Source organism: Algoriphagus marincola DSM 16067 (genome assembly GCF_000429405.1).
Lineage (GTDB): Bacteria > Bacteroidota > Bacteroidia > Cytophagales > Cyclobacteriaceae > Algoriphagus > Algoriphagus marincola.
Genome location: NZ_AUBU01000003.1, coordinates 528,297 through 552,173 on the forward strand (window position 1 = coordinate 528,297; position 23,877 = coordinate 552,173).

Annotated in this window: 22 protein-coding genes; 4 read left to right on the plus strand and 18 right to left on the minus strand. The window is 40.8% G+C overall.

Going from position 1 to position 23,877, the window contains the following annotated elements:
• Window positions 1–12: 12 nt before the first annotated feature.
• Window positions 13–2,271 (minus strand): helix-turn-helix domain-containing protein, encoded by a 2,259-nt coding sequence (locus G457_RS0108090; RefSeq protein ID WP_026946023.1) that lies wholly within the window; start codon window positions 2,269–2,271, stop codon window positions 13–15.
• 194 nt (window positions 2,272–2,465) lie between these two features.
• Here G457_RS0108090 and G457_RS21220 point away from each other — a divergent pair, with 194 nt between their 5' ends.
• Window positions 2,466–2,750 (plus strand): sll1863 family stress response protein, encoded by a 285-nt coding sequence (locus G457_RS21220; RefSeq protein ID WP_035483422.1) that lies wholly within the window; start codon window positions 2,466–2,468, stop codon window positions 2,748–2,750.
• A gap of 3 nt (window positions 2,751–2,753) precedes the next feature.
• Here the strand turns inward: G457_RS21220 and G457_RS0108100 are convergent, their stop codons facing one another.
• Window positions 2,754–4,382: a hypothetical protein gene (locus G457_RS0108100; protein WP_035483424.1), complete on the minus strand. Its 1,629-nt coding sequence runs from the start codon at window positions 4,380–4,382 to the stop codon at window positions 2,754–2,756.
• Window positions 4,383–4,429: 47 nt separating this feature from the next.
• Here G457_RS0108100 and G457_RS0108105 point away from each other — a divergent pair, with 47 nt between their 5' ends.
• Both G457_RS0108105 and G457_RS0108110 read left to right on the plus strand, forming a co-directional pair.
• On the plus strand, window positions 4,430–5,233 hold the full coding sequence (locus tag G457_RS0108105; protein WP_026946025.1) for an endonuclease/exonuclease/phosphatase family protein: 804 nt from the start codon (window positions 4,430–4,432) through the stop codon (window positions 5,231–5,233).
• A gap of 2 nt (window positions 5,234–5,235) precedes the next feature.
• The gene (locus G457_RS0108110) at window positions 5,236–6,090 is read left to right on the plus strand and encodes a 3-keto-disaccharide hydrolase (protein WP_026946026.1); all 855 of its coding nucleotides are present in this window, start codon (window positions 5,236–5,238) and stop codon (window positions 6,088–6,090) included.
• Here the strand turns inward: G457_RS0108110 and G457_RS0108115 are convergent.
• The 16 genes from G457_RS0108115 to G457_RS0108190 form a co-directional block, all read right to left on the minus strand.
• Window positions 6,087–7,493: a Gfo/Idh/MocA family protein gene (locus G457_RS0108115; RefSeq protein WP_026946027.1), complete on the minus strand. Its 1,407-nt coding sequence runs from the start codon at window positions 7,491–7,493 to the stop codon at window positions 6,087–6,089. The two genes, G457_RS0108110 and G457_RS0108115, sit on opposite strands and share 4 nt — an antisense overlap.
• A gap of 239 nt (window positions 7,494–7,732) precedes the next feature.
• Entirely contained in the window at window positions 7,733–7,942 is a 210-nt protein-coding gene (locus tag G457_RS0108120; protein WP_026946028.1) for a YgaP family membrane protein, read from the minus strand.
• A 97-nt stretch (window positions 7,943–8,039) separates the two neighbouring features.
• Window positions 8,040–9,080: a glycoside hydrolase family 113 gene (locus G457_RS0108125; protein ID WP_248602834.1), complete on the minus strand. Its 1,041-nt coding sequence runs from the start codon at window positions 9,078–9,080 to the stop codon at window positions 8,040–8,042.
• Window positions 9,077–10,294 (minus strand): bifunctional alpha/beta hydrolase/OsmC family protein, encoded by a 1,218-nt coding sequence (locus tag G457_RS0108130; protein ID WP_026946030.1) that lies wholly within the window; start codon window positions 10,292–10,294, stop codon window positions 9,077–9,079. Before G457_RS0108130 ends, G457_RS0108125 begins: the two co-directional genes overlap by 4 nt.
• Before the next feature lie 6 nt (window positions 10,295–10,300).
• Entirely contained in the window at window positions 10,301–11,044 is a 744-nt protein-coding gene (locus G457_RS0108135) for a DUF6503 family protein (protein ID WP_026946031.1), read from the minus strand.
• 2 nt (window positions 11,045–11,046) lie between these two features.
• On the minus strand, window positions 11,047–13,101 hold the full coding sequence (locus G457_RS0108140) for a glycosyltransferase family 87 protein (RefSeq protein ID WP_155847107.1): 2,055 nt from the start codon (window positions 13,099–13,101) through the stop codon (window positions 11,047–11,049).
• Window positions 13,102–13,121: 20 nt separating this feature from the next.
• Complete coding sequence (locus G457_RS0108145) at window positions 13,122–14,003, minus strand: hypothetical protein (RefSeq protein WP_035483426.1); 882 nt, start codon at window positions 14,001–14,003, stop codon at window positions 13,122–13,124.
• Window positions 14,004–14,013: 10 nt separating this feature from the next.
• Entirely contained in the window at window positions 14,014–14,715 is a 702-nt protein-coding gene (locus tag G457_RS0108150; RefSeq protein WP_035483429.1) for a glycosyltransferase family 2 protein, read from the minus strand.
• Window positions 14,716–14,718: 3 nt separating this feature from the next.
• Window positions 14,719–16,188 (minus strand): cellulose synthase family protein, encoded by a 1,470-nt coding sequence (locus tag G457_RS0108155; RefSeq protein WP_035483431.1) that lies wholly within the window; start codon window positions 16,186–16,188, stop codon window positions 14,719–14,721.
• The gene (locus tag G457_RS0108160; protein ID WP_026946036.1) at window positions 16,181–17,725 is read right to left on the minus strand and encodes a 4Fe-4S binding protein; all 1,545 of its coding nucleotides are present in this window, start codon (window positions 17,723–17,725) and stop codon (window positions 16,181–16,183) included. The genes G457_RS0108155 and G457_RS0108160 overlap by 8 nt, the downstream gene beginning before the upstream one ends.
• Entirely contained in the window at window positions 17,722–19,077 is a 1,356-nt protein-coding gene (locus G457_RS0108165; protein WP_026946037.1) for an NAD(P)/FAD-dependent oxidoreductase, read from the minus strand. The genes G457_RS0108160 and G457_RS0108165 overlap by 4 nt, the downstream gene beginning before the upstream one ends.
• Window positions 19,078–19,104: 27 nt before the next feature.
• Window positions 19,105–19,857 (minus strand): DUF547 domain-containing protein, encoded by a 753-nt coding sequence (locus G457_RS0108170; protein ID WP_026946038.1) that lies wholly within the window; start codon window positions 19,855–19,857, stop codon window positions 19,105–19,107.
• A gap of 78 nt (window positions 19,858–19,935) precedes the next feature.
• Window positions 19,936–20,442 carry a rhodanese-like domain-containing protein gene (locus G457_RS0108175; protein WP_051260756.1) on the minus strand — a complete coding sequence of 169 codons (507 nt, stop codon included), beginning with the start codon at window positions 20,440–20,442 and terminating at the stop codon, window positions 19,936–19,938.
• Between the two features lie 35 nt (window positions 20,443–20,477).
• Window positions 20,478–21,191: a Crp/Fnr family transcriptional regulator gene (locus G457_RS0108180; RefSeq protein ID WP_026946040.1), complete on the minus strand. Its 714-nt coding sequence runs from the start codon at window positions 21,189–21,191 to the stop codon at window positions 20,478–20,480.
• Between the two features lie 56 nt (window positions 21,192–21,247).
• Window positions 21,248–21,727 carry a type I restriction enzyme HsdR N-terminal domain-containing protein gene (locus G457_RS0108185; protein ID WP_026946041.1) on the minus strand — a complete coding sequence of 160 codons (480 nt, stop codon included), beginning with the start codon at window positions 21,725–21,727 and terminating at the stop codon, window positions 21,248–21,250.
• Between the two features lie 28 nt (window positions 21,728–21,755).
• Window positions 21,756–22,421, minus strand: coding sequence for a ComEA family DNA-binding protein (locus G457_RS0108190; protein ID WP_026946042.1), 666 nt, complete (start codon window positions 22,419–22,421; stop codon window positions 21,756–21,758).
• Between the two features lie 172 nt (window positions 22,422–22,593).
• Between G457_RS0108190 and hemA the strand changes: the two genes are divergently transcribed.
• A complete protein-coding gene (gene hemA, locus G457_RS0108195) occupies window positions 22,594–23,862 on the plus strand; it encodes a glutamyl-tRNA reductase (protein WP_026946043.1) in 1,269 nt (422 codons plus the stop codon).
• Window positions 23,863–23,877 lie beyond the last annotated feature (15 nt).

Genomic DNA, 23,877 nt, shown 5'->3' on the forward strand with positions numbered 1-23,877 from the left:
GTCTCAAATATCCTAACTCCTGTTCGCTCCCGCTAGCACCATTTTCAAAGTAGCGTAATCATACTTCCCATTAAAGTGCTCACGAAGTTCTTTCATCCCCGAAAACTTATCCAAACTTCCCATCACCTCCAAAATTACCTCAGAGGGCAGGCAATCTTCCAGTTCTATTCTACCAGCTGAGATTCCTTCTGCCAAATGTCCCTTGATAGTAGACTCCGCTAGGCCGCGCTCTAGGACTATTTCTGGAATTTTCCTTCCTGACTCGAACAACTGTAATGTCAATTCTACAGAGTCTCCTTTCTGACGTTTAGGCTTGACAGAACTGGATTTTCTTCGACCGGTTTTATTCTTGATTTCATGAATTTTTTCGCCAGCAATTAGCCGGTTCTTTTGGATAAGTTGCTGCCTAAGTTGGAAAAGGTCTTTCTCAAGCGCTGTCATTTTTCCAGAAACTTCACCTGCCAGAATACTAGATGTCAAAGCTCCGACCTTTCTTATTTGAAGCAATTTCCGAAATACTGACTGCTCTATCCCTTCCAATCCCTCCAGATATTTCTTAGTGCGGGAAAAATTGGATACCATCTGAGCCTGAAGGTGAATTTTCTCCAGAATTTTAATTAAAATCTTTTCGTAATAAACTGATCCCTTGGCGATTCGCTCATGAAGAAGTTTTTGGTCTTGGCTTTGAAGCAGGTACAAGAGCTGTTGACGAAAACGCTCCGAATTACCTAATTCAGAGCGGAATTTTTCCTGCACCTCCGGGATCGCGCTTTGCATGGTTTCATCTTCAAATTCAAAAGATGACTCCTGATCCTTGGCAAAGTAGACTAGGTCTTTCAGCAGCGGTTCAAAATCAAAGGTTTCTCGGACAAGTTTTTGAATAAAGTGATTTTGATGAAGATGGAGTAATTCATCCAATCGCTTTTGAGCTTTTGCTGAATGAGAAAAGTCTACAACAGATTTGTCTGAAAAAATAAGATCAGATTGGATACGACTTCTCAAGATCAAACCATCCAAACTCCTCAAGCGGCTCAGAGCAACATACACCTGACCCGGAGCAAAAGCCCTTCCCACATCGATGATTGCTTTATCAAAAGTTAAGCCTTGGCTTTTGTGCACAGTCACTGCCCAAGCCAATTTGACCGGAAAATGACTGAAGGTTCCAATCACTTCCTCATCCAATTCATTGGTCTGCGAGTTGATGACGTATTTCTTGTTTTCCCAGGTCTCTTTTCGAAGTAAAAAATCAGAACCGTCTCCATCCATTTCCACTAGGATTTCATCCTCTGAGAGTTCCTTCACTGTGGCCAGTTTACCATTGAAATAGAGTGAAAGGCCTGAAGAATCATTTTTAATAAACATGATTCTTGCTCCTTCCCGAAGTTCTAGCTGCGCTGGAAGGGGGAAAAGTGATTCAGGGAAATCTCCCTCGACTTCAGCCTCATAGAAATAAGACTGGCCAGAAAGATCCTTCAGTTCTCCTTGATTAATTTGTTCCGCTTTGTAATTGTGAGTAGTAATGGTGATACAGTCCTTGATTTCCTTCGTTTCCGCTTCGCTTTTGAAATGTTGATTGAGAATTCGTACATCCTCAGCAGTCATCTGATTATCCCTCAGATGATTTAATACTTGAATAAATGTTTTGTCTTGCTGTCTGAAGATTTTATCCAGCTCCAAGTAAACCATTCCCGACTGCTGTAAAGCCTTGGCTTCAAAAAAATGCATGGATTTATAAAACCGACTCAAGACCTGCCATTCTTCCTCTCTGACGATAGGCGGCAGCTGATACAAATCACCAATCAACAAGACCTGTACACCTCCAAAAGGGTCCTGAAAATTACCCTTGACACTTTTTAGCCGATAATCGATCGCGTCCAGTATATCTGCCCTCAGCATGGAAACCTCATCAATCACCAGCAAATCTAAAGACCGAAGTACATTCTTTCTCGGCTGATTCAAAGGATGCTTTCTAGCGATAGTATGCTGGGTAAAAAATCCATATTTATCTGTGAAATTCCCCTCTGGTTCGCGAACCGGGAGGAAACTTCCCAATGGAAGCAAAAACTGTGAGTGAATAGTCACTCCTTTCGCATGAAGGGCGGCAATTCCAGTCGGAGCGACCACGATGTAGTTTTTATAAGTTTGATCTGCAAGACTTCGAAGAAAGGTCGTTTTACCAGTACCGGCTTTACCAGTCAAAAAAATAGGCGCCGCTGTGTTATTGACAAATTGGGCGGCCAAGGATAGCTTGTCCGTTAATTCCTCTTTCATTAAACTAATTTATAAATAAAATGTGATTATTTCCTGTACCAATCTCTGTGGGTTTTCTACTCTTAATCCACTCAACCAATTTAATCCAATCTATATTGGTTAACAGAAGTAATTAAAGCAGATTATCCATGAAAGTCATTTTTCTCCTCCTTCATTTTTATTAACTTTAAGTAAATCAAAACTATATTTTTATTATGACTTTAGATGAAATTAAAGCAAAATTTAAAGATCCCGTCGCTGAAGCGAAGGAAAAACTCGATGAACTAGAAGCCAAAAGAGAATCTCTCTCCGATGACCTGAAGAAGGAATTTGATGAAAAAATGGCCCAGCTTAAAACCAAGAAAGATGAATTGGAAGCCAAGTTGGAAGAAATCGAAGATGATTCGGAGGATAAGTGGGATGAGTTTAAAGATAAACTTGGGGATGCATCTCAATCCTTCAAAGAAGGCTTCAAAAAGCTAGGAAGTTTATTTACTTAAATCTCAAGGGGCCTTTTTAGGCCTCTTCTTTTTTGATTGACTGGGAATAAAAATCTTTACGACACCAGCTGGCATAATCTCCATCACACCGCCCTTGGTACTCTCCCAAATAAAATTGAAAGGGCCTCTATACATATTTCTCGTTGATCTGTATGATGCAACCCGATAATTGCTCTTTTCGGGAAGGTTCGTCGATCGCAGAGCCAGATTTCCTGCGAAAGTTTTGAGACCATTATTCCCATCATTTTCACCTTTTGCAGGGACAGCCATTGTGAAATTTTCATAATCGAAAGTCAATTCGTTTTGAGAACCAAATTCATTGGCGTTCATAGCTAGGGCCAAGCGATGCAATTGTCCTGAATTGACTTTAACTCCTGCCAATGGTTCTGTTATTCTATTTAATTTATTCAACTCCATTCCCTCAAGGCTTAACTGCAACTGAAAGGCTTCACTATCATAGGGTACTTGGAAATTTGCATTTAGCTTGGTTTCGCCAAGAAAATCAGCCTGAATCTCCATCGTCATTTTCCGTGATTTTTGAAGAGAATCTACTGTCACAAAACCGAAGATTTGAGCATTCAAATTATGAAAGTCAATCAAGCCAGGATTTGACTCACCTTCAGGCACTTCCAAATATTGGACATGACTATTTTGAATAATCAGTGTATCCATATCCACCGGAAATGGAATGCTTTTTAGAAGTCCCGAAAAGAGCTTTTTCTTCTGTTCAACTGGCCGAGGCTTATTTTTATTTCGCAGGTCAACAAAAACCAAGCTATCTAACACCATCTTTTCGGCAAAAGCTGACCACTTCCCATAGAGATCACTGCTCGCATCTATTCCTATAATCTGAAGTTGCTTCAATTCAACTTCAATCAGATCTTGCTGGTATTCCAATGCATTTGAAGATTCCAAAAGCCCTTCATCATACCTGACAGAAATATTCTCTAACTTCATTTTCTTTCCTAGCAAATCAAAATCTATCGAACCCAATTCAAAGGTTTGCTTTGTAGGAAGTGTCAATTTCAAATTCCTGAAAGAAGTGTTGATTTCATCTAATTCGAAAGGAACAATATGAGTGATAATTCTCCGATCCGTTCTTAAACCCCGAGCTCTAATATTAAAATCCGTAAATCCACCGATCCGTTCTAATTCTTCTTTTTTCAGAAATACCTCCGCAGTTCCATCCATTAATTGAAAATTGCGGATGGTACCTCTTGTGATAATATCTTCAAAAAAGCTCTGAAAGGCTTTGGTTCCCTCTCGTCCCTGAGTTTCTTGATCGGTTAGAGTCAGACGAAAGGAAGGTCTAAACAGAACCAAATCCCCAATGATAAGCTCTCTCGAAATTAAAAAATCCCAAACCTGAAAATCGTCAAGGATAATTTGATTGATTGTTCCTCTAAAAACCACCTGAGCATCAGCTGCCACAGGACTCAAAATAATGGTAGACAAGACTACTCGACCACGAATAATACTGACTTCTACATCCTCTAGATTCAAATCATAAGAGCGCTCAGGATTAGTATTGATGGTACTTTGTAGACGCTCTTTGATTAATCTCACCAAGAAAAAATTCGCTGCAAAAAGCAAGACTGCAAGTGCGAGAATTATCAAGAGTGGTTTTTTCACAGTCAATTATTAATGAGATATTTATATCATCCATTCAATCATGAAAGATGAAAAATTTTCTTCAAGTATTTTCACTAATTACCCTAGTTTCTTTACTTCTTTTCACCCCTTTTTCCCTTTCGGCCCAAGAAAACATCATGAAAATCCTGTCTTATAATATTTATCATGGTGAAGATCCTCTAAATCCAGGAAACTCTAATTTGGATTCCATAGCGGATTTTATCAATCAGCTCGGACCTGATTTGGTTTTGGTTCAAGAAGTCGACAGCATGACCACGCGCTCTGCTTCAATCTATGAAGTAAAAACAGATTTATTGGAGCTTTTGGCCTTAAAAACAGGGATGAAAAGTTACTTCGCAAAGGCTATGGATTATGCTGAGGGAGGCTATGGAGAAGGAATCCTTTACAAAAAGGGTATTTCATCGGAGTCCATAAAACTGCCAACCCCTGCTGGAGGAGAGCCTCGATCTATGGCCTGGGTTGAGATTGAAATTGCAGGTAAGCACATTGGTGTAGGAGGTACTCATCTCTGCCATCAATTTGAAGACAACCGGGCCGCTCAAGTAAATGCAATCTTGGAATTTACTTCCAAAAAAGAGATTCCAGTCATTTGGGGAGGGGACCTCAATTTCAAACCAACCGACCCAGAATATTCCAAAATCCCCTCAAAATGGTCTGATGCTGCCCGTATATCAAACAATCACTCCCCGACTTATTCCTCATCAAATGATTCAGGCCGGATAGATTACATCTGGTTCGAATCTGATCAATTCGAGCTAGTGGAATATCAAGTATTCCAAGTAAATTACTCAGACCATTTTCCGGTATTAGCAACTTTCAAAATCAAATAGTCATGACGAATAGGCTTTGGATCCTTGGACTTTTATTCATCATTTTCTCCTGTCAAAAAGCTGAACAGGAAGTTGAAATCAAATGGCAAGAATTATTTAACGGAAAAGATATTCAGGATTGGCAAATCAAGATTCGTAACCATCCTTTGAATGAGAACTACGCCAATACCTTTCGAGTCGAAGATGGAAATCTGAGTGTGCGCTATGACGGGTATGAAGATTTCGGGAATCAGTACGGCCATATTTTCTACAAGGAGCCATTTTCTTATTACCTCTTACAAGTCGAGTATCGATTTATTGGTGAGCAGGCACCTGGCGGTGAAGGTTGGGCATACAGAAATAGTGGTGCGATGCTTCACTCTCAAAATCCCGAATCCATGCTTCAGGATCAAGACTTCCCTATTTCAATTGAAGGCCAGTTTCTTGGAGGCAATGGGACAGATGAACGAAGTACCTGCAACCTCTGCACACCAGGAACAAATGTGGTCATGGGAGACACCCTATTCACTCCCCACTGTATCAATTCTAATTCAAAGACATTGCACGGAGATCAGTGGGTTCAGGCTAACTTCATAGTATTGGGAGCCGAGGAAGTGCAGCATCTGGTAAGAATGGATACAGTCCTAAGCTATTATCAGCCCCAAATCGGTGGTGGAATGGTCAGTCCAGTTGATTCTTTAGTCAAGATTGATGGTAAGCTATTAGAGTCTGGATATATAGCTTTGCAAAGCGAAAGTCATCCTATTGATTTTCGAAGAGTTGCCTTAATTGACTTAAGCACAATAAAAACGGATAGAATCGCCATGACAAAAATAATCAAAGAGGCACTATCTCTTAGCCAAACTAAAGGCGATTAAACCCGAACATTGGTAGTTCCACCACCAGCCAAGGTAATCGGAACAGGCTGGTTTTCTTTCCAGCTTCCTCCTGTGAAATCAGGAACATCGATGGAATTTGACCGATTGGCTACTGACCACTCACTCAACGGACTGATACAGCTCCAAAGCGCAGCGTCATATACGTCTTGATCAAGAGGAAGGCCATTTCTCAGACAATCTACCAATCTCCAATCCATCATAAAATCCATTCCGCCATGACCTCCGATTTGCTTTGCCAATTCCCCTACTTTTAGTACAATTTCGGGCGTGTACTTTTTTTCCAGCTCTTTCATTTCCTCTTCCTTCATCCAACTGTGACCTTTGGAAACTCTTGGCTGAGGATATTTTTGAGCAAATCCCTCGGTACCACTGACTACATGCAATCGGCTGTAGGGTCTAGGGGAAGTCACATCATGCTGAATCATAATGGATTTGCCCAACTTCGTCTTCACAACCGTAGTATTCATATTTCCTCGATAAGATTTGGAAGCAAATTCTGTCCAAAAAACATCTTCCTGAGCCAATTCTTGGGCTTTCTTTTTCATTTGGAAATCATTCGAACTCAAAGAAGTCAAATAATCCATCTGATCTCCCCGATTGACATTCAAAATCTGACAAATGGGACCAAGACCATGAGTCGGGTACAAATTTCCGTTTCGGTAATTTTCCCTTAATCGCCACATATTTTGATAGCCGGTATCTTTGTCAAAATTCAACCAAAGCAAATCATGAATATAGGCTCCTTCCACGTGCAAAACCTCGCCAAAGAAACCCTCTCGAGCCATTTTCAAGGTCATTAATTCAAAGAAATCATAGCAGCAATTCTCCAGCTGCATACAATGCTTTTTGGTCCTCTCCGATGTTTCCACCAATTGCCAGCATTCATCCAATGTCCGCGCTGCAGGAACCTCTACGGCAGCATGCTTTCCAGCTTCCATGGCATAGACTGCCATAGGAGTATGCCATTCCCATGGAGTGGCGATGTATATCAAATCCAAATCGGGCCGATCGCACATCTTTTTCCAAGAGTAAGCATTACCTGAGTATAATTCTGGCTTATGTCCAGTGCCTTCAAGAGATTTCTTAGCTTTTTCTGCACGTTCAGGAATCAGGTCACAAAGTGCCTTGATCTCAACTCCCTCGATCTTACTGAGCCGGTCTACGGCACCTGGCCCTCGCATCCCCAATCCTACAATTCCAATTCGTACAGTCTCCAACTTAGGGGCAGCATAGCCACACATATTGAATTGTTGATTTCTACTCGTGCCATATTGGGCCTCTAGTGGCAAAATGGATTTGGCAGATGCATGACCTGCCCCAAAAAGGCCCATCCCTAGAGCTCCAGCAGATTTCAAAAAGTCTCTTCTACGATTGGATTTCATTGCTTTGATCGGTTGATTGATTTGTCTAATTAAGGAAAAATCGATCAAAGTCTAAATTCATGAGATTATAATTTGTTTAAACGGTCTGAACCCGTTCAACACCAAAACTCAGAGAGCCTATCCTAGAAACAAGTATTCCCCATGTGTCGTTTTTGCTATGGGTTTTTCTTAGGCCAAATAAAAAAACCGGAAATAATATATTCCCGGCTTTCCCAAACCTATTACGCATTATCTATAGTCTATGCTTTTGCTCGTGGGCAGGTATTCATTCCTACCAACGTGTATAAAGGGCAAAATCCAACGAGTGTGGTCAAGGTGAATACACCACCGACAACCAAGGCAATCACTCCCAAGGTACCAGTCACAGTACCGGAGAAATATAATCCAATCAAAACTGCAGCAATCACTAGGCGAATCGCTCTATCAGTCACTCCCATATTCTTTTTCATAACTTTTCGGGTTTAGGTCAATTGATTAAAATCATTGTCTAAAAATCCTAAAAGCCCACATCAATTACCATGACAAAAGTCACATATGAAGCTGAATTCAATCAACTGACGAGAAATGAACTTCTAGGACTTCCTGTGCTTTCAGACCTTGAGGTGAAAAATCCGGGTCACGCCTTTTTCCTTCAGGATACCACTTCCAAAAATACACTCCTGCCAGCCAAGGCTTCTTCCAAGCGGTTTCAAAAAATGCCTGATAACAACGCGCCTGTACTTCTTCGGACAGCGGAGATTCCTTTCTTTCATTGGGCCAAACCCATGGCTCAGCAGCTGCATCGGCAGTATTGCAATAGCCAATTTCAGTAAAAATAACGGGCAACTGATAGTTCCTAACCAACTTTTCAATTGAAGCGAGTGGGTTTTTCCATCCCTTTTTTAATTGGTTCAAATCCGGCTCTTGACCCTCGCTTATTGGAAAATAGGCTTGAATTCCGATGTAGTCCAACTCATCCCAAAAAGTCACGTGCTCAAACTCTGTGAAGTTGGCAGCATAAATCAACTTACCCTTGTAAACTTCTCTAATTGATGAAATGATCTCTAACCATTCCGTCCTTCTGTGAACAGTCTTTTCCAATTCAGTGCCAATGCATAGAATGGGAAAATCCAATTCAGCCGCCAATTTTGCATAGTCTACAATGAAATTCTTATAATTTTCAAACCACAAAACCCAATCTTCTTCTGAGTACATTTCAATCTCTCCAGGCCAACTTCCTCTTGCCCAGAGATGTGGTTTAAGCATATTGGAAATTCCCAAATTGATCGATGAGTCGGCAGTGGCCCGAATTCCACGAGCTGACTCTCCCCACCATTGACGTTCTGCATCCAGAGACCAACGAATCTCGGGTTTGTTTTTATCTGCTTGCCAACCAAATGGTGTCTGAGAAATTGCATTGGCCCCAATATCCCTTAAGGCTGCTAATTCTCCTCCTTGAAGAGGCTGTCTACTCCCAACCCAACAAACTCCTTTTAATTTTTCATTTACGGAAGGCAAGATTGGTTCAGCTTCCAAAACCCATAAACCCAGTCCCAGCACAAGGACTGTGAAGAAACTGAGATAATATGGTGGTTTGATTTGCCTCACGAAACCAAGAGCGTTTGAATAAGTATTTCTTCTTCCAAGGTACGGTGGACAGGACAGCGATTGGCGATTTCCAAAAGCCGCTGCCGCTGATCGGAATCAAGATCACCTTCCAATTCGATCTTACGGGTAAATTGACTGACTTTAGAACTCTCCTTTTCAGGTTTCTCAGAATCTTTCCGATGGACTTTTTCATGCTCAAGATAAACCCTTACTTCTTCCAATGGCCATTTTTTGCTTTCAGCATACATTCGAAGCGTCATCACCGTACAGCTTCCCAATGAGGCCATTAACAAATCGTAAGGCGTAGGACCCAGATTTTTCCCACCTACTTCTAGGGGCTCATCTGCAGTTAAATGATGAAAAGGAGTTTTGATCTCGGTCGTAAAACCAGCATCCGCACTTAGTCGAACCATCACCGGATGGCCTTTGGTATCATTTTCAATTTTGTCTTGTCGATCTACATAGCGTAAACTCCAAGAAGAAAGGACTTGTCCAATGTATTCTGCATCCGCTTGATTGGACACCAAGTGATTTGCTCCGTCCAGGGAAACAAAGCTTTTGGGATGCCAGGCTGATTTATAGATCTTTTCAGCATTTTCAATTCCCACAATTTCGTCTTGAGGGGAATGCAAAATCAGTAATGCCTTTTTCAGATCCTTAAGGAATGATTCAATTGGCTGCTGATCTAAATTGTCCAAGAACTCTTTACTGATCATGAATGGCCTGCTCCCAATACTTACTTTGGCCTGTCCATTTTCTAGAATGTCTTCAAGCTTATTTTGAAACAAATGACGCACATGAAGCGGATCAGCGGGTGCACCAATTGTCGCGAGCGCATTCATTGAAGGAAGACTTTGAGCCGCATAAAGTACTGCCGCACCACCTAAGGAGTGGCCTATCAGCATGGCTGGAGCAGCATAGTTTTTCTCAAGAAAACTTGATGCATCCAAAAGGTCAGAAATATTGGAGGAAAAATCACTTTCTGCGAATTCTCCTTCACTCCTACCCAATCCGGTAAAATCAAAACTCAAAACAGCAATACCTTCATTGGAAAGCGATTTGCTGATCCGTGTTACTGCTGAAAAATTCTTGGAGCAAGTAAAGCAATGAGCAAAAATGGCGTAAAATTTCGGTTGCCTTTCCAAAGGCAAATAAAGATCCCCTGAAAGCTCTAGTCCTTTTGAATTTTGAAATTTGACGCGCTTGGGGTTCATGTGAATTTAGTTGAGAAATTCTACCTGAATATTCTCTAAGTTGATTTCAGATAATAACTCCAAGTTACCCTTTTCATAGAGTTCTTGCATATTTTCGACCGGAGTATTTTTATCTTCTGGCTTGAAATTCAGGTAGTTTTGAAATCTGATTCCATCCACAGTCACCACAGAGCTCACCTCTCTAAATCGAACTCCACCCCCATCGGTATGATAGCTGTAGGCCATAAAATCCACATAAAAATCTTCCGTTCCAATCCAATATAAAAACTCATCATCAAAGTCTTTTCCACCGCCATCTTGCTGAAAGGTCACTTTTACTAAATGGTAGTTTTCACCATTGAGCGTGGTTTCCCCCAAATAGGATTTAATGGCCGCAGGGTCATTGAGTCCATAAGGTAAAAATGCAAAGTAAGCCACTGAATTGACGGAACGGGAAAAGGCGCCTATGCGCTCTTCACTTAAGGTATCCACCTCCACGCCATCTATCCATCGGGTAAACCCTTCATTATTCAATAAATCCTTGACTTGACCTAAGGAATCAGTAAACTCCCGTGTGTATTCAAAACGATCCGGACTTTTGAAAATCTGATAGTGAATATCCCGAAAATCGAAATCAATTCGAGCTGATTTATAGCGTTCACCACCATGTGCAGCAATAGACTTATCTACGATTTTTTCGGCTTCTGTTTTCACCTCGCAGGCAGCAAGCGTCAGAATTAATATCAGTAGTCCTAATAGCCTATGTTTCATTTTTATTTCATTTTTATTTCAAAATTATGATAAAGGTAATCTGCCCTCAAGTAAAGCTTTTTCCCACTTGAATCTACCCGATAGCTTTTTCGAATTTTATAAAACCTGAATGGCCCGACCTCATTGAAGCCGATATTTTCAACAAGACTTCGGTGATCTTTCAGTTGAATTTCGGTTCCTAGAATCAAATTCGTCTCGATATCCAAATAATACCACCAAATATCTCCATCTGGACCATAATTAACTCGAAGAGTTTTGGCCAGACCCAAAGGTGTCTCTCGAATTCCCTCAGAACTCCATTCAGAACCTTCTTCGTTCATCAAATTCCAGGGCTGGGCAAATGCATAAAAGGCCGCTTCGAAATCACTTCGTTTACTTTCTAGAAAATCCCTGTTTGAGATCTCATTTCCACCAATCGAATAAGAGATTTGATCATCTTTCATTGATAAAATATGCACTACCGAATCCTGAGTCCAGGATATACTTCCAGAAAGGGAAGGATTAAATCGAAAAACAATTTGGTGGTCCGTTTCCTTTTCGACTCCTCCATCTTCGAGGAGCAGCTTGGTCCACTTTCTAAAGGAAACTTGCTCTAAATTATCCCAATTGTCTTGTCCTCCATGCGCTTCGATGCTATCAGAGAGAAATAATTTTGCTTCTCTTTTTTCCTTTGGAACACAGGAAAATGAAAGTATAATAATAGCCAATACAAGACCGGATGTGACTTTTTTTAGGTACATTTTTTTATTCAATTGATCCCGAAACTTAGGAATAAAATCCCAAGCTAAAGCCACAAGAAGCAGTCCGTATTCTAAAAACAGCAGACCGAAGGACTCATTGACCGGCTCTTGATGGTAGGCTGCATAGGAGAAAATAATTGAAAAGCTCCAAACTATCCCAAAAATTCGACCATTGAACAAGGAAAGTCCAACCAAGGGAATAGCGTACCAAGGATGAACTACTGGCTGCAAAACCAAATAGACTAAGTAAATCAGGCTCCAAAAATCCACAAAGTGTAAAAGCCTTTGGGTTTTGATTCTTGAGCTGAGATAAAAGATAGCACCCATCGTAATGACCGAAAGCAATTTGGTCAGGATCGCAATGGTATTGTATCCCTCTATCCAATACCCCACCTCTCTTGCGAGATAGTAAACCGAGGCATTGAATTCAAATTTCCCTTGATAGAGACTCAATGTATCCAAGAAATTGCCCCAGGCATCTTGCCAAACCAAAGGCAAGAAAGCGATAAATAGACCTAAGAGAGCTCCTATCCAAAAAAAGGCATGAATACGTGTTCTCCTAAAAAAAAGAAGGCTAGGCACTAAAATCAAAGGAACCAATTTGACTCCCACTGCTAAAGACCAAAAGAGACCTGAAATAAATTTTCGATGTCTGACAAGCGCCCAAATACTCGCAAGCAATAAGAAAAGCACAATCCCTTCAAAGTGAAGGTTGACAGTAATTTCCTGAATTATAAAAGGATTCAACCAATAGAAAATAATCCGTCGAAAGGGGACAGAAAAAGCCTTAAAAAGCCTGAGAAAAAGCAAAAGAACTCCGACTTCGAAGACGATCAAAATCAACCGGAGAACCTGAATACCTGTGAATAGATTGTTGTCAGCGATTTTGGATGAAATGCCAAATATCAATTGATTCAAGGGTGGATAAACCGAAAAATAATCGGGTGAATTGAGTAGTGGGTACGCGGTTTGAAAAAACTGATAATCTTTTTCTGCTACTTCTACAGAATCCAACAATTGAGTGGGGGTAAATCGGTAAGGGTTCTCTCCTAAAAGCACTATTTCACCATCCCAGAGAAATCGGACATAATCCTCGGACCAGCTAGGTACAGCACCCAACATCCCCAAGCGGAGTACTAGGCCCAGGAAAAATACCCAAATCCAGTTTTTAAGCTGTCTCCATTGCCAAAAAAGACCGAGCATAGCCAAAAAGCTTAATAAAAATGTCAGGAATAAAATCGTGAAACTTTCCCGAGGGATCAGATAACCCATCAGGAGATTACCCAGAACTAGGACAAGCAAAAAGATTGCTGTCAAAAAGTGGTTTCCAGTACCTTTCACAATCCCAATTCTTTTCGAATAGACTCGTGAATCAGACCATTTTTGGTCCAATAGTCAAGCTTTTGATGATTTCTCCGGGTAGCCGTGGTACTCTCAAGCTGCCCATTCTCCTTAACTTGAATTTCTTCCCAGCTGACAATTTCGAATGGAAATGACTCTTTGAACTGGACTTTTAAAGTTCTTCCCAATTCGGGGTATTCAACCACAAACTGATTAGTTTGATTTCCGAGTTCCTCCAACTCAATCTTCGCTCTATAAGCTTTCAATTCGATATGAGAAAATCGCTGATAAGTCAGAGAAGGAATCAGTCTTCGATCACCAGTAATGACTAAATCGGGGTTTAGTCGAATTAAATTAAAAATCTCATCCTCTGTTTGAGCATCAATCTTGAGGGTTTGATCGCCCTCAGATTCAAAGTATGAAAAGAGATTTGCTTGGTAAGCTGCATTTTTCCAATTCATCTGAATAAATGCCTGTCCACACCATTCTATCATGGTCTGTGTGAGTTTGTAGGCCGGAAGATCCTCATTCACAGGGGTAAAGACGCTTAGCATCGTATGATAAGGGTAAACACCCGTGACAAAATCTCGGGTCATATTCAGTTTTAGCACCTTACGAGCATCAGCTCCAGCATTCTGAGGATCATCGAGTTTGACCTGCTTGGATTTTGAAAAATCCTCAGTTACAAAAATCATCACTGCCTTCCCTTCTCGAGGCTCCCCATATCGATACTGCTTTAGATCAAAAACATTCAATTCGGCTTGACCCTGATACCAATATTTTCCAAAGGCGTCCATATCCACATTTTCTCTGGAAGCGGTACCACAAGAGATCAGAAGACAAGAAAAAAACAATAAAGTATAAAGTCGGGTAAGCATAACATCTATTTCATTCAGGAGATCTATACTTAAAAATGGTCAAAATTATCTTATATCCCGCACCAATCACTCCTTTAACCGTCCCGCTTACTTTAGACTGACCTATTCGTTTTCTGTAGCGAACCGGAATTTCAAGATAGCGTAGGCCTTTTTGATGCGCTTTGATTTGCATTTCTATGGTCCATCCAAAGTTTTCATCCCGCATGCCTAGCCTCATCAGCGAATCCCATCGAATTGCCCGAAAAGGTCCCAAATCAGAAAAATAGGCTCCCTGAACAAGCCGCATCAAGCGGGTCGCCAACCAATTTCCAAAAACCTGCGGAAATGTCATTGATCCGGATTCCCGCACTCCATTTGCTCTCGACCCCAAAACAAAATCAGCTTCACCCTTGGCTATGGGTTCTAAGAGTAGGGTCATTTCTTCAGGGTAATCACTGTAATCTCCATCCAGAAATACAACCACATCAGGGGCTTGAGTTTGTTGACTGATCCAATCCATAGCCGTCAAACAAGCTTTTCCATAGCCTTTTTGGGGTTCAAATACGACAACAGCTCCATGACTTTTGGCTACTGCAGCTGTAGAATCTTTTGAATTATTATTGGCCACTACGACATTTCGTACCAGCGAAGGTATTTCCTGAATGACTTTCCCAATAGACTTCTCTTCATTGTAGGCAGGGATGACCACATCCACAATCAAATCCTTCTTCATAAATTATTTCCCCAAACTATAGGACCGAAACGAGGTGAAAAAAACAAGGCCATATCCAAATGCGAGCATGGCATGAAAAGGTAAAAACAGATAGTAGCCAGACTGTATAGCCAAAATGACCATCACCAAAAAGATTAATGCAAGAAATCCCTCTGCCCAGGTAGTCGCAGGCATAGGGAACTTCAAGTAAAGGTTATTTCGAAGGCTGGATTTTCTTGACTCAAGGTTGAACTTTGGAGTCCTGACAAATGGAGATTTCTTGCCTGTCAAGCCTTCCCAAACTGCTTGGGAATTGTGAACTGCCATCCCCATAGACACGGAAAGAAACAGCGGAAGAATAAAAATAGCTTCTAGCAGGGATTTAAAGAATCCCTTTTTGGAATAAAAATAGGAGATCAGGTAAACCAAAGCGATGATCACAAAACCTATCAAGAAAATACCAGCAAATTGGGTCCATCTGGTGCTAATGAAACCCTGGAAACCCATCCACCAAACTGCTATACTCGCCAAGCTTACAGCCAAAATCACCAAGAAAATACTGCTATTAAACAGATGCGCCATGGCGTGCAACTTGGTTTTGACCGGCAAATCAGCTTGGAGTACAGATGATGCATGCTTTTTGGCACACTCAGCCCCACCCTTATTCCAGCGAAACTGCTGAGACTTGATGGCTGACATGATTGGTGGAAGTTCGGCAGGCGATTCGATCTCAGGTCTGTAAATGAACTTCCATCCCTTCTTTTGTGCCCGATAGCTCAAATCCAAATCTTCCGTCAGCGTATCATCTTCCCAATTGCCGGCATCCAGAATACAATCCTTTCTCCAAACGCCGCCTGTCCCATTGAAGTTAATGAAGGCCCCTAAGGTATTTCGACCTACCTGCTCAATCAGGAAATGGGCATCTAAAGCAAAAGCTTGGAGGCGGGTCAAAAGCGAATAAGACTCATTGATATGCGTCCATCGTGTTTGAACCATTCCGACCTTTGGATTTTGAAAATGAGGGATAGTCTTTTGTAAAAAATCAGGATTTGGAAGAAAATCCGCGTCAAAAATAGCAATAAATTCTCCTTTTGCTTTTTCCAATCCTTCTTTCAATGCTCCCGCCTTAAATCCCTTCCGGTTTTCCCTGTGAATGTAAACAAAAGGGAAATCAGGGAAACCTTTGATTTTTTCACGAATTAAATCCTGCGTTTCATCCGTACTATCGTCTAGAACCTGTACTTCAAGCTTGTCAAGTGGGTATTGAATTTTGGTGATCGCTTCAATAAGCCTTTCGGCTACATACTGCTCATTGAAAATGGGTAATTGTATCGTCACCCTAGGCAAGTCAATGATGTCCTCAGGTTTCGGATTTTTCTTTCTGGCTTTCCATAAATTGAATAACAGATGACCCTGCGCCAAAGCATAGCCCAAAATCAACAGCATACCTAGGAGATATACCAATAGAAAGAAGTAAGAAATAAAATCAGGCATTGAGTTTTACAGAATCATTGCCAATCAAAATCGGCATTTCATTGATTCGGCCCTCCTCAGGACCATTTTCGAGTTTCAGTACGCCACGCGGACAGACAGCAGAGCAAACTCCGCAACCCACGCAGGAAGAGCGGACTATATTTTGACCCCTTTGGGCATACCATCGCACATCGATTCCCATCTCACAATAGGTCGAGCAGTTTCCACATGAGATACATTGACCTCCATTAGTAGTAATTCGAAATCTAGACTTGAATCGCTGCACCATACCCAAGTAAGCAGCCAAGGGGCAGCCAAATCGACACCATACCCGATTACCCATAAATGGATAAAATCCTGTCCCAACTACTCCTGCAAACGCAGATCCGATTGCAAAGCCATAAAATGAATGAAGCTGATTGGTCACATTTCCAAGAAAGCTGAATGCTGAAAAGTAATTGGCAATCGTAAGAGCGGTCATCACTACCGCCAAAACCAATACTCCGTGAATCAAATAGCGCTCGATTTTCCAGGATTTTAGGGATTTATCTGAAAGCTGCCGGTAAGGATCTCCCACGGTCTCCGCCAATCCGCCACATCCACAAACCCACGAACAGTACCATCGCTTTCCGTAGAAATAAGTGAATAAAGGCACTCCAACTACAATCAATAGTATTCCCCAAATCAGCATAAACATCCCGATTGCCCCTGAGCTGGTTAAGGTCTCTATTCGATAATCATAGAAAAATGAATAGTCAAGTGGCCAAATATTCTTGAAGTCAAAGTAAGGCTTATTCAACAAGACAAGGATTTCAGGAATCAAAAAAGCGAATGCAGTCTGGAAAAACATAACAGAAGCAGTGCGGATTTGCTGGTATCGATTTCCCCGATATTTCCTAAACATCCGTACTCCCATTACCAAAATGGCAAGTGTATAAATCAATCCATACAAAAACCACTGACTTGCAGAATTGCCTGATAGAATAAGACTCAAAGGCTCCACCATCCAAACCAGATTAACCATGTAAGCTGGAAACCAATACAAAATCACATAAAAGAGGATCAAGTAGCTTCCTGTCAACATGCCAAGCCAACCTCTATTTTTCATTTTGGAATGAAAAATCCCATTGTTCTTAATCCCTTCAGGCTCTCCTTTAAATTTTGGAAAATTATAAAAAAGTCCTCCGAGTACAGTCAGGCCAATACTTACAAAAAGGAAAAGCCAGGGATGGTTTTGAACTGGACTTGAAAGAGAAGCTTTAGCCAAAGGAAAACTGTAATCATCCCAAATGACTTGGTCCCAGTTGGATTCAGCTTTTAGCTCGGAATTGTAGTCATCTACTCGTTGATTAAGCTCCCGAATGAAACTGAATGAACTTGAGTACTCCTTATCATACATGGGCTCCAATAACTCTTTCATCTTTTCTTGATGAATATCCTTAGTATTGTCAAGCACAATCGCCTCAGAAATGGTGTATTCACCCAAAAAGGGAATGACTGTGAATGCCAGTAATCCTGTCAGAAATAAGGTTAGCCCGATTAGTTGAATGTACTTCATAGCTTCGCTCCAATCAATCTTTGAAAGAATGAGGGTTTAGAGATTTTCAAGGTAATGTTATTTTCTTCAGCATACTTTCTCTGGATTGCTGAGATATAAGGTGCGAAAAACTCAGGATCAAAATTAGCCTTATCCAAATTTTGAATCACTTTTTGCCCAGACCACTGTTCGCGGATAGCTTTATCAAAGAACTCATGTCTAAGCCTAAACCCAAAATTATTCACTCCCAAAATTCTTCCGTCTGAATCACAAAGCATGCGGAAACAGACTTTACCAGAACTGTGCTCCCAATAGAAATTTGAGACTTGACTTTCATCCCAATCGGCTGGAACCTGTCCATACGTTTGGTATTCAATATCCAAAAATTTAGCTGAATTGAACCAAACACCAGGCTTATAGGGTGTAGGCTTACCCAGAATGGTTTGGGCCAAAGTCTCACCATGCATCCTCCCGGTATACCAGACTTGTTCGATTATATTTCGGTTTTTATCGGGCTTTTCTCGAAACTGTGCGCAGTCTCCGATAGCAAATACATCCCTGAGATTGGTCTGAAATAAGTGATCAACCAGAATTCCTCTATCCAAGTCCAATTCAGTGCCTTTTAGAAAATCCAGGTTTGGACTTACTCCTGCGGTCAAACCTACAAATTGACAGGGAATCTCCTCTCCAGATTTAGTTTTTACCGCCTTGACTTTCCCACTTCCATCGGATATAATCTCCTCAAGCTCCGTATTGACCCTCAAATCAAAATGATGCTCTCGGATATGCCTTCCTACCATTTCTGATTCCTCCTCGGGGAGAATATTTCTCCAAAAACCAGACTCACGAACCAAAAAAGTAACTTCAATATTTTTGTAGGCTAACATTTCAGCCATTTCAATTCCAATTAGTCCTCCCCCAACGATCACCGCTTTCTTCACTCCTGATTCGGTGTTCTTTTCCATCAATTCCAAATCCTGTTTGGAATATAGGCCCTGCACACCTTTCAAACCCTGACCCGGCCAGCCAAATTTATTAGGCTTAGATCCAGTAGCCAAAACCAATTGGTCGTAATTGATGGTTTTTCCGCTTTGGCATCGCAGTTTTTTTTCCTTGAAATCCACTTTCTCAACCCAATCTTGAACAAGGTCAATCCGGTTTTTCTCCCAAAACCAATTCTCATAAGGTTGCGTATGTTCGAATTTCATGTGCCCCATGTATACATACATCAGGGCTGTTCGGGAAAAGAAATATTTGCTTTCACCGGAGATTACGGTTATTTGAATATTATCATCACCTTTTCGGAGATGTCGCGCACAGGTGATCCCTGCTATTCCATTACCTAAGATGACAATATGTTTGCTTGGACTCATGAAGATTTCTTGATGATCAAAGATAGCCTATTCATTTAGACTCCAGTCATAGTCCAGATGACTGATTTTGGCATTGGAAGAGAGTTTGACTTTGGAATATTGGTTTAAAAAATCAATCAAGCTTCCATTTTTAGTAAAATCACCCTTGAACCACGAAAATATGGATGAGATTTCAGCCTTATCTTTTGAAATCTTATTTCGCTTAGGGTCATTAATAAATGACTTGGCTACTTGATCTAATTGCTGATCTATTCTCTCCGGAACAAAAGCTTCATTTAGCAAAGGTGGACAAGAAAATGATGCGCAATTAATAGCAAAGTGAATCCTAGGTTCTTCAAACTCTTTGCGAAGAATACCATGTTCTATCTCATCTAGACTACTTTCCTGCCCCCCTATTTTGAAAAACTTATAGTGCCAAACATCTTTGATAAGGGGAATTTTCAATTTAGGGCCAAGGTCTCGTATGCTTTCTACTGGATAATTATCTGCAATCAGCTTGACGGTAAAAGCATTGTAAGCATTGATCCAGTAGGCAAGTTGCTCTTCTTCAGACCATTTTTCTCGGTCAGGGGGATTGCTGCTAATGGTTTTGAGGTAGGCTTCCAGCTTTTCCCGATCTCTTATAAAACCTCGGTAGTCGACCATTCCATCCTCTTTCACATGCTTACCGAGGAGTTCATTCCAGACACTGTGATCTGGCGGAGTGGTATTGATGCCTCCAAGGTCAGAAGCTCCACAGGAAAGAAGTGAGAAAACTAAAGCAATCATGAGATTATACATAAATTCATTATTTCTAATTGAAGATTGAATAAAGGTAAAGACTATTAGAAAAGTGAACCGTCGTCCAGAAGACAGGTTTCAATAAACCTTTTCGCCTTTGTTGAGCCATACTCCCCAGGCCCGATTATAAGCATGCACCTTTTCCGTCTTACCCAGTGAGTCATAAACCGGTAATCCATCATTTACCCATTGGAAGATCCCACCGTAAAGATTTACGACATTGAAGCCCTCTTGGACCAACTTTTTACCAATATCCTGAGATCGAGCCCCCACTGAGCAATAAACCAATACAGGTCTTTCAGGATCTAGCTTTTTAAAAACCTCCTCCGAAAAATCATCGTATCCGACGCAAATTGCTCCATCCAAATGGCTGACCTCATACTCCTCTTTTTCTCGGGTATCCAAGATTTGGTACTTAGACAGCCTTTCGATTTCATTGGGATAAATGACGGGAAAATCTGAATCGTAAAGCGTACTCAGCATGGTCCGATAGGCCAAAGACTGTCCATTGGCTGAGAAGGCCAAAAATGAAATAGTACAGTAAATAATGAAAGCTTTAGCAGGCAATAAACATTTTGAAATCATAAAGCCTAAACCCCAATTTGGCTTGGGAGGTTCTATCAGGCGTAAAAATCTGAAAGCCGCGCGAGACCTCTTCGATCCTTGATGATGATTTTCTTTCCTTCAAATTCAATTAGATTATCCTTTTTGAATTCGGAGAGTAGTCGAATCACTGACTCCGTGGCCGTACCAACGATTCCGGCTATTTCTTCCCGGCTGAGAACAAGGTCAATTTTTTGGGCTTCATTTCCTTCCACGCCATAGCTACTTGCTAAAAGAAGAAGCGTGTAGGCAAGTCGCTCCCGAATACTCTTTTGGGTGGCATCTGTCAGTTTATCCTCCATGATATTGAGTTCATGGCTTAGCTGCTTCGTCATCCGCTTAAAGAATTGTGTATTTCCAAAAAGAGTTTCTAAAAATGATTCTTTAGGTATAAAGCATATTTTCGCATCCTCGACAATCATCGCCGAAGTAGTATAATTTTCTTCCCCTAAAAGTGCTGAATAGCCCAAGAAGTCACCAGCTTTAGCTAGATGTATAATCTGATCTTTCCCATTCGAAGCTGTTTTGTAAACTTTGACCACTCCAGAATTGATACAGAATATTCCTAAAGGCTTGGTACCTTCATAGAAGAGAATTTGCCCTTTTCGATGAGAAATCAAGTTTTTACTTTCAGAGATACTGCAGATATGAGATTCTGACAAATCAGAAAGCAAAGAATGTTTTCTGCTGGCGCAAAGTTCGCAAGGAAGTTGTTTTACTGAGTTAGACATAGTGGGGTATTCGTTAATGTTTAAAAGGTAAAAAAAATGACTGAAATCATAAAATTTCAATGAGAAAATGGTGCTTTGGGTAGATTTTTTTCTTGGAGAAATTGATTTTTTGAGAAGTCATATTTTAGAAATATGTGTGAGAAACCATTACTGAGGATCAAAAAGTTCGACTTGAGCTTGAAGTGATAGAGGACAGCCTGATCCACTGTCTTTTGATTGATTGGGACAGTTGGTGCCTTGCACTCCACTAATAAGTAAGGAGCGCCTTCTTGATTACGCACAAGTATATCCGTACGCTTTTGAAGTTTATTATAGGTCAACCCTTTTTCAGTTACAAGAAGACCCTTCGGATATTGATTTTTCTCTACCAAAAAATAAATCCAATGCTGCCGTACCCATTCCTCCGGGGTCAGCACAAGATGTTTCTTTCGGATCGAATCAAATATCAACAACTTCCCTTCTTCTTCAGTGATTCTAGGATTGCATTCGGGAAGGTTGAGTTGAGGAAATTTTTCTTTGAAGAGTACCTCTTTCATGCCCCAAAGATGGAGCTTGCTGGCCAGATTAAAAAGTCAAATAAGGGGCTATTTTTTGGATCCACTCCGGATCAAAAATCCGGATTTTAAGCAAGTCATCTGCCTGCTGAAAATTCCCATGCTGATTGCGGTATGCTATAATTACTTTTGCCTGCCCATAACTGATATAGGGGTGCTTTGCCAGATCCTCCACGGTAGCATCATTGATAGCCAATCGATTTCTGATTTCTCCGTCAAATTCAAAATATTCCCATATTCGATCTGCAACCTCAGGCTGTACCCCGTAAATGTCTTTCAATTGATCTTTTGAGAAAAATCCTCCCATTGAAACTTCATATTTGATAATCCTAGCAGCTAAAGTTGGGCCTACTCCCGGAACAACTTGAAGTGTAATGGAGTCTGCTTCCGAGAATGGAATTTTTCGAAGCCCCTGTATGGACCTATTGACAGTGTCCAATCCTACTCGAACCGGAAAAGGTGAAGAAACTTCCTCAAAACCCAACAATCGAAGCGAATCTGCGACCTCTATCAAGTTCTTCTCCGTGGTAGGATCAATTTGCCTCGAAAACAATGAAAAAAGCTCAGGACTGAAGGCTAAAAAAGTCAGAACAGGAACAACTAATAAAAATCCTCTGGACTCTTTTCGGCTAAATCCAATTTCCCTTTTCAACCAATACAAAAAACGAAGTCTCATACTTCAATAGAATTGATCAATAACGGATAAGTTAAGAATATTGGCATTCAATTCAAATAATTCAGACCTTTGCTAACAATTTATTTAGACGGTTTCTAAATTGATTGATAAATGACATAAATCACATTTCCTCCACCTGTGTCTATTAAATTTGCGAGGCAAGAAGAATACTATGCAATTTAAGTTCAGTGCAATAAGTTTATCCCACAAGACAGCTCCTGTTCAGATCCGTGAATTGATTGCTTTAGATGATCAATCTATTCATTCAATTTTGATCAAATTGAAGGAGTTTTTCAGTCTTCAAGATGCCCTCATACTCTCAACTTGCAATCGGACAGAAGTTTACTACTCACATGAACTGGATCTCAGTTCTGAAATAATCAAACTGATCGGACTGGAAAAAGGAATTCCTGAGGTCACTGATTATTTGGAATATTTTGAGCTCTACAAAAACGATCAGGATTCTGTATCTCACCTTTTTCGAGTGGCAGTCGGTCTGGAAGCTCAGGTAGTGGGAGACATTCAAATTGCTAATCAGGTCAAAAGAGCCTATCAAACCTCTGTTGATCTGGACATGGCTGGGCCATTTTTGCATCGTTTGATGCACACCGTTTTCTTCACCAACAAGCGTGTGGTGCAAGAGACTGCTTTCAGAGACGGTGCAGCCTCGCTTTCCTATGCCACCATCGAATTGATGGAAAGTTTGACTTCCAATACCTATCAACCTCGAATTTTATTGATTGGTCTAGGGGAAATAGGTGAAGATGTAGCAAAAAACATGGTCTACCTTCCTGACGCGAAGGTCAAGATTTCCAATCGTACACAAGAGAAGGCAGAAATTATAGCTGCTGAGTTAGGTTTTGAGGTGGTTCCATTTGATCAATTAGATCAAGCAATGGATGAGGCAGATGTGATTGTTTCTTCCATTCATAGAAATGACCCTTTTATCACCAAGGAACTCATCAGTCGTTTCAAAATCCAATCATACAAACTTCTGATTGACCTCTCAGTCCCTAGGTCTATTGAAACTACTGTAGAAGAAGTACCTGGGGTAATTCTTTACAACGTAGATAATATTCGAAGTAAAGCTTCTGAGGCTCTTGATAAAAGACTTGCTTCGATTCCTGATGTGGAAAAACTGATTTCAGAATCAATTGACGAATTCTACAATTGGAAAAAGGAAATGATGGTCTCTCCTACCATCAATAAATTAAAGCAGTCACTGGAGCAAATTCGACTAGAGGAAATGTCTCGGTTCCTCAAAAATGCATCTGAGGATGAAGTGGCCATCATCGATAAGATTACCAAAAGCATGATGCAAAAAATCCTCAAGGTTCCGGTAATTCAATTAAAGAATGCTTGTAAGCGGGACGAGGCAGAGGAAATGATCGAGATTATTTCAGACCTATTCGATCTTGACAAGATTAAATCAGATAAATAATTCGGTTCAATAACA

Excerpts from the sequence above, each read along its gene's own strand:
- G457_RS0108135 (WP_026946031.1), bottom strand. The coding sequence starts at position 11,044 with ATGAAACATAGGCTATTAGGACTACTGATATTAATTCTGACGCTTGCT.
- G457_RS0108165 (WP_026946037.1), bottom strand. The coding sequence starts at position 19,077 with ATGAGTCCAAGCAAACATATTGTCATCTTAGGTAATGGAATAGCAGGG.
- G457_RS0108185 (WP_026946041.1), bottom strand. The coding sequence starts at position 21,727 with ATGAAAGAGGTACTCTTCAAAGAAAAATTTCCTCAACTCAACCTTCCC.
- G457_RS0108110 (WP_026946026.1), top strand. The coding sequence starts at position 5,236 with ATGACGAATAGGCTTTGGATCCTTGGACTTTTATTCATCATTTTCTCC.
- G457_RS0108155 (WP_035483431.1), bottom strand. The coding sequence starts at position 16,188 with ATGCCTGATTTTATTTCTTACTTCTTTCTATTGGTATATCTCCTAGGT.
- G457_RS0108180 (WP_026946040.1), bottom strand. The coding sequence starts at position 21,191 with ATGTCTAACTCAGTAAAACAACTTCCTTGCGAACTTTGCGCCAGCAGA.
- G457_RS0108090 (WP_026946023.1), bottom strand. The coding sequence starts at position 2,271 with ATGAAAGAGGAATTAACGGACAAGCTATCCTTGGCCGCCCAATTTGTC.
- G457_RS0108150 (WP_035483429.1), bottom strand. The coding sequence starts at position 14,715 with ATGAAGAAGGATTTGATTGTGGATGTGGTCATCCCTGCCTACAATGAA.
- G457_RS0108145 (WP_035483426.1), bottom strand. The coding sequence starts at position 14,003 with ATGCTTACCCGACTTTATACTTTATTGTTTTTTTCTTGTCTTCTGATC.
- G457_RS21220 (WP_035483422.1), top strand. The coding sequence starts at position 2,466 with ATGACTTTAGATGAAATTAAAGCAAAATTTAAAGATCCCGTCGCTGAA.
- G457_RS0108130 (WP_026946030.1), bottom strand. The coding sequence starts at position 10,294 with ATGAACCCCAAGCGCGTCAAATTTCAAAATTCAAAAGGACTAGAGCTT.
- G457_RS0108190 (WP_026946042.1), bottom strand. The coding sequence starts at position 22,421 with ATGAGACTTCGTTTTTTGTATTGGTTGAAAAGGGAAATTGGATTTAGC.
- hemA (WP_026946043.1), top strand. The coding sequence starts at position 22,594 with ATGCAATTTAAGTTCAGTGCAATAAGTTTATCCCACAAGACAGCTCCT.
- G457_RS0108105 (WP_026946025.1), top strand. The coding sequence starts at position 4,430 with ATGAAAAATTTTCTTCAAGTATTTTCACTAATTACCCTAGTTTCTTTA.
- G457_RS0108160 (WP_026946036.1), bottom strand. The coding sequence starts at position 17,725 with ATGAAGTACATTCAACTAATCGGGCTAACCTTATTTCTGACAGGATTA.
- G457_RS0108115 (WP_026946027.1), bottom strand. The coding sequence starts at position 7,493 with ATGAAATCCAATCGTAGAAGAGACTTTTTGAAATCTGCTGGAGCTCTA.
- G457_RS0108120 (WP_026946028.1), bottom strand. The coding sequence starts at position 7,942 with ATGAAAAAGAATATGGGAGTGACTGATAGAGCGATTCGCCTAGTGATT.
- G457_RS0108175 (WP_051260756.1), bottom strand. The coding sequence starts at position 20,442 with ATGATTTCAAAATGTTTATTGCCTGCTAAAGCTTTCATTATTTACTGT.
- G457_RS0108170 (WP_026946038.1), bottom strand. The coding sequence starts at position 19,857 with ATGTATAATCTCATGATTGCTTTAGTTTTCTCACTTCTTTCCTGTGGA.